Source organism: Methanomicrobia archaeon (assembly GCA_016930255.1).
GTDB lineage: Archaea > Halobacteriota > Syntropharchaeia > Alkanophagales > Methanospirareceae > JACGMN01.
The window spans coordinates 1-11,592 of the sequence record JAFGHB010000001.1 but is presented as its reverse complement, the minus strand read 5'-3'; the positions used below and the strand labels follow the sequence as shown (position 1 = coordinate 11,592).

12 protein-coding genes and 1 pseudogene are annotated in these 11,592 nt (G+C 47.4%); 8 read left to right on the top strand and 5 right to left on the bottom strand.

All coding sequences use genetic code 11. The features are described from left to right. The first annotated feature begins 375 nt into the window (after positions 1-375). A complete protein-coding gene (locus tag JW878_00065) occupies positions 376-762 on the top strand; it encodes a hypothetical protein (protein MBN1761462.1) in 387 nt (128 codons plus the stop codon). A 234-nt stretch (positions 763-996) separates the two neighbouring features. On the opposite strand, the gene JW878_00060 is transcribed toward JW878_00065, so the two are convergent. Continuing rightward, a complete protein-coding gene (locus JW878_00060; GenBank protein MBN1761461.1) occupies positions 997-1,830 on the bottom strand; it encodes a PAC2 family protein in 834 nt (277 codons plus the stop codon). Positions 1,831-1,951: 121 nt separating this feature from the next. Here JW878_00060 and JW878_00055 point away from each other — a divergent pair, with 121 nt between their 5' ends. Both JW878_00055 and JW878_00050 read left to right on the top strand, forming a co-directional pair. Beyond that, a complete protein-coding gene (locus JW878_00055) occupies positions 1,952-3,139 on the top strand; it encodes an NAD(P)/FAD-dependent oxidoreductase (GenBank protein ID MBN1761460.1) in 1,188 nt (395 codons plus the stop codon). A 104-nt stretch (positions 3,140-3,243) separates the two neighbouring features. Beyond that, complete coding sequence (locus JW878_00050; GenBank protein ID MBN1761459.1) at positions 3,244-4,077, top strand: radical SAM protein; 834 nt, start codon at positions 3,244-3,246, stop codon at positions 4,075-4,077. A gap of 43 nt (positions 4,078-4,120) precedes the next feature. Here the strand turns inward: JW878_00050 and JW878_00045 are convergent, their stop codons facing one another. From JW878_00045 to JW878_00035, 3 genes are all read right to left on the bottom strand, one after another. Continuing rightward, positions 4,121-5,257, bottom strand: coding sequence for a hypothetical protein (locus JW878_00045; protein MBN1761458.1), 1,137 nt, complete (start codon positions 5,255-5,257; stop codon positions 4,121-4,123). A 91-nt stretch (positions 5,258-5,348) separates the two neighbouring features. Continuing rightward, complete coding sequence (gene ftsY, locus JW878_00040) at positions 5,349-6,410, bottom strand: signal recognition particle-docking protein FtsY (GenBank protein MBN1761457.1); 1,062 nt, start codon at positions 6,408-6,410, stop codon at positions 5,349-5,351. 104 nt (positions 6,411-6,514) lie between these two features. Beyond that, positions 6,515-6,973, bottom strand: a complete 459-nt coding sequence (locus JW878_00035; protein MBN1761456.1) for a prefoldin subunit alpha — start codon at positions 6,971-6,973, stop codon at positions 6,515-6,517. Between the two features lie 63 nt (positions 6,974-7,036). Here JW878_00035 and JW878_00030 point away from each other — a divergent pair, with 63 nt between their 5' ends. The 5 genes from JW878_00030 to JW878_00010 all read left to right on the top strand — a co-directional run bounded on the left by JW878_00030 (position 7,037) and on the right by JW878_00010 (position 10,234). Beyond that, a complete protein-coding gene (locus JW878_00030) occupies positions 7,037-7,504 on the top strand; it encodes a DUF126 domain-containing protein (GenBank protein MBN1761455.1) in 468 nt (155 codons plus the stop codon). Continuing rightward, entirely contained in the window at positions 7,473-8,426 is a 954-nt protein-coding gene (locus tag JW878_00025; GenBank protein MBN1761454.1) for a 4-demethylwyosine synthase TYW1, read from the top strand. Before JW878_00030 ends, JW878_00025 begins: the two co-directional genes overlap by 32 nt. A gap of 406 nt (positions 8,427-8,832) precedes the next feature. Then, a complete protein-coding gene (locus JW878_00020) occupies positions 8,833-9,291 on the top strand; it encodes a hypothetical protein (GenBank protein MBN1761453.1) in 459 nt (152 codons plus the stop codon). Further along, on the top strand, positions 9,288-9,728 hold the full coding sequence (locus JW878_00015) for a hypothetical protein (protein MBN1761452.1): 441 nt from the start codon (positions 9,288-9,290) through the stop codon (positions 9,726-9,728). Before JW878_00020 ends, JW878_00015 begins: the two co-directional genes overlap by 4 nt. Further along, entirely contained in the window at positions 9,728-10,234 is a 507-nt protein-coding gene (locus tag JW878_00010; protein ID MBN1761451.1) for a hypothetical protein, read from the top strand. Before JW878_00015 ends, JW878_00010 begins: the two co-directional genes overlap by 1 nt. Before the next feature lie 160 nt (positions 10,235-10,394). On the opposite strand, the pseudogene JW878_00005 reads toward JW878_00010, so the two are convergent. Further along, positions 10,395-11,343 (bottom strand): annotated as a pseudogene (locus JW878_00005) (IS5 family transposase). Positions 11,344-11,592 lie beyond the last annotated feature (249 nt).

The following is an 11,592-nucleotide window of genomic DNA, read 5'->3' as shown; positions in this document are numbered from 1 at the left end:
TCTTAATCCTCCTTTACAGAAAAAGAAAGAAAAGAGGACTCATAAAAACGAATACATCGATGTGTAACCTTTTTTGGTTTACTTAACTAAAGCAAAGCTTTTTATACTCTAAATATAATGTATAATTAGGATGTCTAAGTCACGTTGGCATTTAGATCCTGAAGCGGGGGAAGCGATTATTGATCTGTCTCTTTCCGGCACTCACAAAATACGCTTATTAGACAACAACGTGTCTCCAAAAGACACAACTCTTCGAGCGACCCTAATTCCAACATCTCTTCGAGCACTTTCGATCTTGACAATTTTCGGAACACCATTAGCTACTCCTCCCCTACAGCTACACGAGATATTATTACAAGTGCCACGGTGGAAAGTGTGAACAAAGAATCCAATTTTTCTTTGGAATATAAACTCGATGTGGTATTACCGGATTTGTATGAGCCCAGTACCGCAGATTGGGAAAAGCCCATTCGTATTTTTGGCAGCGGGACGAGTGTGACGGAAGAATTTGGCATATGTATTATCAAAATCGATACTGCGATGGCTGGTTTTTATCCGTATGAATTCAGTAGTACTGAAGACACAAGAATGTCGCTGAAACAGGGAGTGCTTATCCCAAACTCAAACAAAGAACTAGGCGATTTAAACCTGCTAGGTTGGCTTTTTATTTTAAGAACTGCTGGCATGGAAGTAGAAGTGGCTTCCAATGATGGTAGGATTAGAGAAAGCGCTCAGAGTTTTTCGTACCTTCTTTCCCTTTGATTATCTCTCTTGCTATACAGTTTCGCAGTATTTGATAGACTCCCCATTGCAAGCAGCATGCGTCTGATTAATCGCATCTAGTAATTCCAACATAGTTCCCTATGCTGCTATATATCCACAACATATCTAAAAATACTTTCGCTTTGAGTAGCAGGTTAGACAGCGAGGGTGTGATATTACCTTTTCGTGAGTTTTTTCAAAAACGATTTTTCTGCACGGATTTTGTAGCTTCGTTTACCCGTACATGTATTCGTTCGGTTCCGCGCCGACGCCCTCGCCCCGATACGCCGCTTTCTTCTGCTGCTCCCGAATTCGCGCTTCAAAGGATTCCGCGCTCTTCTTCAGCATCTCCTCGATCTTCGCGGTATCCTCTATCTTCACTCCTGACAGTTGCTTAAACGCTCGCAGCGCGCGTGCACACGCTCGCAAATCCTCGGGATAGCTGCCCACACCCAGAATCGAATAGCTCTCAATCCCGAGCTTCGACGCAAACCCCGGAAGCAGCCCGGTCTTGCGGATAATGGTGTATCGCCCTACGTTCTGCCGCGTCATCTTCCGCAGGTTCTCGGGCAGCTCCTTCTTCGAACCTTCGAAACAGCCTATATATGCCTCTACTTCCTCGTTAGCTTTCCGAAACGGCTCTTGCGACGGGAGAATGACTCCCAGGGTATATAACTCCTGCACGTTAAGTGTTCGTGCGAGCTGCGCCACACCCTCCGCCTGCTTGTACGCCGACTTCGGGATGTACTCGATCTCGGGATATTTGCCGACATAACAGAACAAACGCTTTGCCGCACTATACCAGAGTTCGTCATGCGGTATCTCGAATTCCTCGTCTCGCGCTTCTGCCATTGGCGGGAAGTCATAGGAATAAAAGCTCACGACCTTCTCCGAATCAGTTAAAAGCTCCTTGAGGTGATACGGTATGAGATTCCCCATGGGCGGAAAGCCGGCAATTAAGATGTTCGCCCGCTCCAGTATCCCTGCTTTGAACGTCTCCGCATCCACGTCCCAGTAACAGCTAAACTCATCGATTTCAAAACGCTCTTCTGGTCTTAACCCGCTCATTGCTTATCTATCTATAAATCCGCGAAGCTATTTATTTATATCATTCGCGGGTTATAACTTCTTTGTTGATGAGACTGCGCGGTCTCAGCGTAACGTAAAGTGAGTGGAGATTACCGACGAAATGAACGAGGAGAGGTACGACGTTGTTGTCGTAGGGGCAGGCCCTGCAGGTAGCGTAACGGCGCGGAAAGCCGCTGAGCATGGCTTGGATGTCCTTTTACTCGATCGGAACCAGGAGATCGGCGTGCCGGTGAAATGCGCAGAGGGCGCGAGTAAAGAGCTCGAGCAGTTCGTTACGCCAAATAAGAAATGGATCAGCGCTGAGGTAAAAGGTGCATATATCTACGCACCCGACGGCACGAAAGTGGAGATGGCAGGCGAGAAGATGGAGGAAGTGGGCTACGTGCTCGAACGTCGGATTTTCGACAAGTTCCTCGCAAGCGAAGCGGCACGTGCCGGTGCCGAGGTGCGCGTACGGACGGAAGCTTACGGCCTTATTAAGGAAGATGGCTATGCCACGGGCGTTTCTGTCCGGTCCTTGGTCAAAGGTGAGACAAAACGCATTCATGCACGGGTAGTGGTTGGCGCAGACGGTGTGGAATCGAAGGTTGGTCGATGGGGCGGTATTAACACGAAGTTGCGCCCCTCGGACATCGACGTCTGTGCTGAGTTCCTCATGTGCGATACAAGCATCGACAACGATTATTCGAAATTCTTCCTGGGCAGTGAGATTGCGCCCAAAGGCTACGCATGGGTATTCCCCAAAGGCGAGGAGTGCGCTAATGTCGGTGTGGGGATCGGTGGCGATATGTCCGGTGAGGGGCACCATGCGATTGATTATCTCAGGGCGTTCGTACACAGCAAGTTCCCCAACGGCAAGATACTGGCTGAGATGTACGGTGCCGTGCCGGTATGCGGCATGATTAGTGAAAGCGTAGCAGACGGGCTTGTGTTGGTCGGTGATGCCGCATGGCAGGTCAATCCGATAACCGGCGGCGGCATATTATACGCGCTGCACGCGGGCGAAATGGCTGGTGAGGTCATTGCAAAAGCAGTTCAGGAGAATGACGTGTCAAAGAAGCGATTGGCGGAATACGACACCCAGTGGCGAAATGAGTTCCGAAAACGGCTGGACATAGGCCTAAAAGCGAAAGAATTCTTCTGCACGCTCTCTGACGACGACATCAATAAGCTTGCGCATTCGTTAGCGGGCATTAAAATTCACGAGCTCACCACGAAAGCATTGCTGCTCGAGCTGATAAAGAAGAATCCCCGGATGATGATGAGATTGGCGAGAACGCTCCTTTAAAACCTTTTCTAAAGATAGCGCTACTCTTTAACTAAATGACTCGAATAGATAGGTTACTTACTTAAAGAGCACTCGCGCTAATTTACCGCGTAAAAATGAGGTCGATGAAAGAAACGAGAGACAGATGTCGGTATATCCCTTTTATCACGCTCTCCGAGCTCAAGCCCCGTGCGTGGATCACGCTCTCCGGCTGCAACTTCAAGTGCAAAGGCTGCTTCAGTATCGCTCGTGACCCGGTGGGCGAGCCGATGACCGTCGAGCAACTCGTCAATCTGGTTAAAAAAGCAGCACGGGACCATTACGGCGATACGTCACTCGAAGAAGTCGTAATAACCGGTGGCGAGCCCACGCTTGATCGGCAGTACCTCGTAGATTTGGTATTACAGCTAAAAGAATTCGTGAACTGGATCGTACTTGACACGAATGGATACTTCCTGGACGACGCGTACTTGCAGGAGCTCATCGAGGCTGGCGTAGCAGAAGTCATGTTCGACTTGAAGGCGTGGGATGAAACGCTGCATCTGTGGTACACGGGCTATTCCAATGAACGAATATTGGAAAATATCCGAAACGCGTATGGCAAGGTGAAGCTCGTGGTGAATACCGTATTCATACCCGGAATCGTGGACGACTGCGAGATAGAGAATATAGCTCAGTTTCTGACAGGATTAGAGGATGAAGCGGAGATAGATTACCGGATCAATCGGTTCAGAGCGGAGCTAAGCCACGAGAAGATCTCTCGCAACCCATATCCTGAGGAGATCGAACGTGCATACTCGATCGTTGCGACGTATCTGAAGAGTCCGGTTATCGGCAAGAGCTGCGTGCGAGAACGGCAAGTAGAGGTAACAAGGGGCTGGATTACCGTGTTCCCTGATGGCACCGCGCAGCGACGGACATTAGACGATTATCGAGCGGATAACAAGAAGTTACGGTGAAGTGAAGCACCATCCGGACGAATGTCGATGCTGCGGAAATAGATCAGTAAACAAACTCCTCTCCCTTCGCCTTGGCGGCGCTTCTGGGTTTACGCACCGTGGTGGGTGCCGATCTTGCCGTTGAGAGTTCCCTTATTTCAGCAACACCTAATCGGTTCGCGAGTTCCGAAAGAAGATTCTGCTTGAAATTAGCGTACGCAGCCTGATTTGGTGCTAATATCGCCAGCCTCCGATCTGATAAATTTGGATAGGCGTCCTTGAACACCGCCTCGATCTTCCACACCCATTTCGGTATCTCCTCGGTTATAAAAACGACTGGGTTATCCCGCCATTCCCGCACATCATACCGCGATAAGCGATCGGTAATCACTAGGTAAAGTCTGTCGTTCCCTATAAGCGCATTACCCGTAATAAACCGAGAGGTATCGTCCACGGTGAAGCCGCTGAAATAGCCCGCCGCTTGTTCTATGTTCGCCTCTGACATACCCGCGCTCTCAGCCATTTTTGTGCGCCATTCCCTTATACTACTTTGCGCAGTCGTTACAAGATTCTCTAGCTCTTCCTCCAGCGTCTTGAGCAACGGCGATTCCACCAGTCTCTTCTCCCCCTCCGCGATCAACCGCTCCTTCACACTCGTTAATACCGCGTCACTCTGGTACAAATCCAGGAATTCTTCGTCACGCTTTTTTCCATATATGCACAACCGCTTCTTGATTAAGTCCTCTTCGAGGGAATGGAAGACCTCAGGCGAAAACGCTTCGGACATGTCATCTCTTACAAGCTCGTACTCCGCGAACCCTTTAATGCCGTATCTGCCTATTTTCAGGATTAAATCTATCAGTTTCAGCGACGCTTTGTCTCCCATCTCTACGGCGTTCTCGAAATACTTCACTAAATCCCCGGGCTGCGGTGCATAGCCGCTTGTGATCTCATCAAAGAACTCCTCGTAGCCCGACAGGCACATAAATTCGCGATACGTCCCCATCTTTACAATCCCTTTTCTCCTCAGCTCTTTCAATAACTCCTTGCAGTCCCTCCCGGTCATTGCCGTGAAGTTCTTTACAAGCGTTTCTTCCGTCGTATAACCTTTCACCATGTGAAATAGCCCCAGCAGAGTCTTCATATCATCATCTGAGTCCGCCAAGCGCAAAAGTGTGCTCTTATATTCTTCTGGAATCATTTTCTCTCACCTCTTTCTTTCTTATTCCCGCTCTTTCTTTATCTGTTCGATTCAGTTCACTTCAGTTCACTTTACTTCAGCTTAGTTTAGTTTAATTTTCACCCATTAATCTATCAACAAGCCATTCAGCATCAAACTTTCTTAAATCGTCATATTCCTGACCGATGCCCAGGAATAAAATGGGTTTCGAGGTCGAATGCGCGATGGAAATCGCTGCTCCGCCTTTCGCATCCACATCTACCTTGGTTAAGATGCCCGCATCTATGCCTACCGCGTCGTCAAATTTCTTCGCGCGTTCTACCGCGTCGTTACCGGCGACCGCTTCGTCCACGAAGATTACCAGATCCGGCTTGGTCACGCGGCAGATCTTCTTCAACTGTTCCATAAGATCCACGGACGTGTGCATTCGTCCCGCGGTATCCGCAAGAACCACGTCTTTCCCGTTCGCTTTCGCGTAGTTCATCGCATCGTAGACGACCGCTGCGGGATCAGCGCCGTATTGATGCTTGATTACCTTTATGCCTAAATTCGATGCGTGCGTCTCTATCTGTTCCGTCGCTCCGGCCCGGTACGTATCTGCAGAGGCAATTACTATCGAATAACCAGCATCGAGCAATTTCTTCGCCACCTTTGCTATGCTCGTGGTCTTGCCCGTGCCATTCACACCGATGAAGACGATATTTACCGGCTTCTTGCTCTTTGCTACGAATTCGTCAAAATCCAGCGTGCCACCCGCGGAGAAGACGTTTAACAACGCATTCCTGATCGCGTCTTTCACCAATCCCTCGGTGTTCTCTCGCCATTTCTTGTGCTCGCCTACCAATTCGTGCTTCACGCCGGCAATGATCTCTTCAGCGACCGATAAGGCGATATCGCTCTCCAATAACGCGATCTCCAACCCTTCCAAGGGCTCTTCCAGGTCCTTCTCATCTAAAATCGTCTCCCGGTCCAATAGTGCCTTCCCTTTCTCCTTGAGCGTCTCTCGTATGCCTGCTGGCGCTGGTTTACCTTCCGGTATAGGTTCACCGTTCGGCGTCGCTTTCTCCTTGGCCTTCTCCGCTATCGCTACCTCCTCGCTCGTGCTCTTCTCCTTTACCTTCTCCACGACGGTCTCGCGAAATTCGCTAAACTTCTTCCTCAGCCGGTCAAACATTTTTCTCTTTTACTCGTTCGTTACCGCTTTTCGTTCTGTCCGCCTCGTTATCGCTCTGGCTACGATCACGCCGATCTTTTCTCTGCTCGCGCACGCGTGATCGATTACACTGCTAGCTCTTGCAATCGCGCCTGTAACCCCTGCGCTTCCTGTTCAATCTTTTGTAACATGTTAGTCATTTCACGCTGCGCATTCTCCAATTCACTCTTCTTCTCCGTAAGATACGCGACCGAGGAGTCCGGATCTCGTTCCGCACTTACTCCTCCACCCAGCCGCACGATTATTTTATCCACGCTGCTGAGTGTAACGTAAATAGTTGAGTTTGCACCTATAGGTACGAGCAACTCGTCCCCGGCTTTCATCTTCTTCAACTGCGTTATCGTCTCTATCGCTTTATCATGCTCTGCTATCGCCTGCCGGACGAAAAGTAACTCTTGCGTCGTTTGTTCTGCCTGCGCTTGGTATTGTCGCAGTTGTAAGAGCAGCGATTGTATTTCCGCTTGCTGTTCTCTCTCTTTTTCCGTTAAGTCTTTTCCGCTCTCCTCCATTTCTATCGCCTTCACAGAATAATACCCGTTTTATCCTTATAAATTCCCCACTTCTTCATTAGATACTAGATGTAAGGGATGATAGCGGGCGGCGATTCCGAAGTACAGAATGGTAGACCGAACTGGCGGGGAGTATGGATGACGAGAATAAAGGGTAGGGGCATCTCGAAAGGAACGGCGACCGGAAAAGCATTGATTACGCGACAGAAGATCTCCTTCCTCGGCGCTGTAGACCCTGTCACGGGCATCATCGTCGATAAAGCTCTTGATATTTACGGTGAAAGCATAACGGATCGTATTTTGATTTTTCCGGGCGGGAAGGGCTCTACCGTCGGTTCGTACGTGATTTATCAGCTAAAAAAGCATGGTAAAAGCCCATTGGCCATGATTACTCGTAGTGCGGGCACAATAGTTGCGGTTGGTGCGATTATCGCGGAGATACCGGTGGTTGACTCGCTGGAGATCGACCCGATTGACGGCGATCTGATAAGAAATGATGATGAGGTGCGTGTGAATGGAACCGAGGGCTACGTTGAATTACACTGAAGAGACGCTAAACGTCCTGGAACGGCAGGGCTACCATTTCATAGGCGCGCACAAGCACAGTGCGGTGAAGACGTGCCTGTGGCTGCGGAAATCACTGCGCGGTGAGGGCAATTGCTATAAAGGCAAATTCTACGGCATTCGTGCGCATCGCTGCATCCAGATGACGCCGTCGATCTTCTGCAATCAGCGCTGTGTTCATTGCTGGCGTCCACTCGAGGCGTTTACCATCGGAATCGAGCATGAACCGATCGTGTGGGATCCGCCTGAGGAGCTCGTAGAGGAGTGCCTAAAAGAGCAAAAAAGGCTCATATCAGGGTTCAAAGGCTCTGACCGGACTGGCACGGCTGCATTTGCAGAGGCTGCGGTTCCCAAGCATGCTGCTATTTCGCTCATCGGCGAGCCCACCCTGTACCCGTATTTGAACGAGCTCATTCAGGAGTTCCACGCGCGTGGCATGACCACGTTTGTGGTGACCAACGGCACGAATCCCGAAGTGTTACGAGAAATTCGCCCGTTTCAATTGTACCTCTCCTTAAATGCACCGGACGAAGCCACGTACAGGCAGGCGTCACACGCGCAGTACTGGTCTCGTATAAAAGATTCGCTGGACGAGCTGCGAAAGCTGAAAGGGCAAACGAGAAGAGCCGTAAGAATCACGTGCATCGACGGCCTTAACATGATCAACCCCGGAGGCTATGCGGAGTTGTTAGGGCGAGCCAATCCCGACTTCATCGAGGTGAAGGCGTATATGCATATCGGCTACTCGCGAAAACGGCTGAGTCGGGACGCAATGCCCTCGCACGTGAAAGTAAAGGAATTCGCGCGTGAGATTGCAGATGCGTTAAGGGAATTAGGCTACAACTATGAGATTGCGAACGAATCAGAGATAAGCCGTGTGGTGCTCATCTCGACAAACTTTTAGGAAAAGTTTGATTTAATGCTTAGCAGAGTGTAGATTGTGTATCAGAAGTTTCTTTATGTTTAAAAATAGAAAAGCCTTTATATGATTTTGACGGTCCTTATGGTTATCTGCAAAAGTCATTGCATGGGCGAAGTGGCAGCGAAGAAGGTAGGGCATGGCGGGGAGGTGGTGGAGAAGTACATATTGGGGCAGAAGGGGTATAGTTACGAGAAAAAGAAAAACTGAGAGCGCACAAAACCGGGTACATAACGCTTTATCACAAACTTTTTGGAGGAAAGCAAAAATAAAAAAAATCGAAAAGCTTTTATGTGTGTGTGATAAACGGCTAGTGTACGCCATAGACACTTATACTTAAGGGCATACCCTGTACTTAAGTACGGGGTATGTGACTGAGAAGATTATAAAAATGAAGAAAGAATTTTTGGAAGATTATAAAGCAAAAGAAGAAGAGCAACAAAAAATTTTTCTTAAAGTGTTACACGAGGGGAAATTTAGAAAGGATGAAAGATATCCTCCAAAAGATCGCTTAAAACTTAACGAACCTTACACAGAATCAATGGGCTATGAGAAACTTTGGTATCAGATTCTCTTTTACGGGACTACCATTATTGAACTGCACTCGATAGAAAAACATGATGAATTTGAAAAAGTTCATGGCTTCGGAGTTGACGATATAGATCGTCTAATTGATCTAGCAAAAATAGGGAAAGTAAATTTTGTTCTTGGAGATGAACCTACCAGTTATGAAAACATGGATTTTTTTGAAGGTATATTTACAGAATTACAACCACCTAAGATTATTCCATCAATACCACCGTCTAGTGCAGTTCCTTTAGGTAGTGAGAATCATAAAAAAAGTATTTGAGTGGGCTGAAGAATTTATTTATTTATTTATCTGATTTCGGTTTTTCTGAATGGCTATTAAAAGAGTTAAACGAGGGGGGAGAATCGTCATCTCCTTTAGAACGTTTATTATTAGAACGGTATAAAATTGGTACTTTTAGCAGTTTAGATAATATAACAATTTTAAGCCGGGAGCTTTCTGTTTTAACTAGTGAAAGAGAGAAAGAAAATTTTTTAACTAAGAAAATTTTGGTTGCGTGGTATTATAACTCTTACTCTGCATTAAAGCTACTTGGCTATGATGAGCTAGCTGAAGAGATAGCAATTCAATTAAGTTTAGATCCCTCAAAGGCTGCCTTACTCCTATGTGCATCTCGATTTATCATTAGATCGTATCTATCCCCCCTCAGAGAAATTGTATCAATGAGCAGAGGACTTAAGAAGTGCTACAGCAATTAATGAGAGTTAACATAGATCAAAAGTTCGAATTCCCATCAGAAGTTGGAAAATTTTTAAATGACAAGTTAAAATTGATTGCTCCTAAAAATATAGATGGAGCAATCGAATTAAGCGATGAATATGGGTTATATGACCTAAGGAAGGTCATGATTGCTCTAAATAAAGGAATTAATAAAGAGAAGGTAGATATGATCAACGAAAAATCAAAAGAAATTTCCACAATTTTTGAGAATGTATGGAGCGAAACAGATAGATTTAGAAATAAAGTGAATAATTTTGCTAACTATGAAATTTCTTTGGGAATTGCTGCTATTGGTACTCTTGTTACTTTACCCATTGGTGGGATTGGAGGGCTGCTCACCGGATTTGGATTTACAGTAGCGGATAAATTTATGGACGGAAAACTTTACAGACCCATTAGCGAAGAAATAATAAAATGGACTACACCAAATCATATAATTCATGTTTATGCTTTCAAAAAGAGATATAAACTTGGGAGGATATGATTAGTAAAATAAGGAGGACTTTGATTAACGTCTGGTTTTAAGAGCCTTCAAAACCATTCTGCCCCTAGTGCTGTTGTTAACGCGTCTTTTTCGGCTTTTTTGCCGTCTAATGGGCTAAATTCCCTTCTTTTCCTGTTTTTTGTCGATAGCTCACGCTCGGCTAGACCACTCCCTGCCTCCTGAGCGTGTGTAACTGATAGAGGTTGAATCCAAAAGCGGTAAAGAGCATCTTGACCTGCACTCGTGGCACCGTGGTAACCATGACGTGTCCGGCGTTGAATACCCGCTTTATCACGGCATATGCCGTTCGCCGGGCGCTCTCTTCTTGCTGATTCTCAAATTCCGCAATCTATCCATAATGCCAAGCGGATGATCGCGAGCGCCCCGTTTCATCGTTGCTGAGTACCCTTTGGGCGTTACGCCCTGATAACCACGATCTCGATACACGACTTCGCCTTCCTTAGAGAGGTCTAGCTGGCTGTCGTGAACCGACGCGGGAGTCGTTTCGAGCGCCCGTATAAGGCCAAAGTCGGTATCCAGTTTACTGTGGAGCTTAAAGCCAAAGTAGGACTTGCTGCCTTTCTTTGCCCACGAGCCATCCTTGCTTCGTCTCGTCTCCGCATCCTCTCCGCGTGGCGCATCAGCCTTTGCATGACCCGGATCAGCGGTAATAAACGTTGCATCCTGGACGACTCCTTGCCGTACCTTCAGACCTAGCGCATCAAGTTGTCGCTGCAGCTCTGCCCAGATCGCTCGGTCTCTTCCCGTCTTCGCCAACCGCTCTCTGAAATACCAGACGGTCGTAAAATCAGGGATATCCTTTGGGAATCCGAGAAACTTCATTTCAGGAATGAGAGCTTATCCGCAGCCTGCTTCTCGAGTTCGGGATCGGAGAGCCCGTGCCATTACTGGAGCACGAGCAGCTTGACCATTACCACTTCATCGATGTTCGGTCTGCCGCCCCGCTCACTCCGGTTATCGAACATGTCGCCCACTATCGGGCGGAACGCTTCCCAATCTACCATCGATTCTATCTCCGCTAGCCGATCTCCAAGCCGCTCCACCCGCTTGTACGCCTCATTCAAACCAAGTTCAACAAAATTTTTCATGATATATAATTATATGCGGTAGTGTATATAACATTAATAAATACCCTCAGTGAGGGTTTTTCAAAATCCTCTAAAATTATTATACAACTTTAAGCCTAACCAACTGCTAGGGGTTTACCCGATTTTATAGTTAAGAACCAAACTTTTGGTAATGTCCCATAAACCATGACCGTTATAAGTACCCGATCTAATAACTTACTCCATGGCTGGAGCAACTTCAAATGACCAGATATGTTTGAATCGGGATTG

Bases quoted from the DNA above. Each gene is read 5' to 3' on its own strand.
- JW878_00060 (MBN1761461.1), bottom strand. From the start codon at position 1,830: ATGAGCGGGTTAAGACCAGAAGAGCGTTTTGAAATCGATGAGTTTAGC.
- JW878_00025 (MBN1761454.1), top strand. From the start codon at position 7,473: ATGGAACCGAGGGCTACGTTGAATTACACTGAAGAGACGCTAAACGTC.
- JW878_00030 (MBN1761455.1), top strand. From the start codon at position 7,037: ATGATAGCGGGCGGCGATTCCGAAGTACAGAATGGTAGACCGAACTGG.
- JW878_00055 (MBN1761460.1), top strand. From the start codon at position 1,952: ATGAACGAGGAGAGGTACGACGTTGTTGTCGTAGGGGCAGGCCCTGCA.
- JW878_00010 (MBN1761451.1), top strand. From the start codon at position 9,728: ATGAGAGTTAACATAGATCAAAAGTTCGAATTCCCATCAGAAGTTGGA.
- JW878_00050 (MBN1761459.1), top strand. From the start codon at position 3,244: ATGAAAGAAACGAGAGACAGATGTCGGTATATCCCTTTTATCACGCTC.
- JW878_00020 (MBN1761453.1), top strand. From the start codon at position 8,833: ATGAAGAAAGAATTTTTGGAAGATTATAAAGCAAAAGAAGAAGAGCAA.
- ftsY (MBN1761457.1), bottom strand. From the start codon at position 6,410: ATGTTTGACCGGCTGAGGAAGAAGTTTAGCGAATTTCGCGAGACCGTC.
- JW878_00045 (MBN1761458.1), bottom strand. From the start codon at position 5,257: ATGATTCCAGAAGAATATAAGAGCACACTTTTGCGCTTGGCGGACTCA.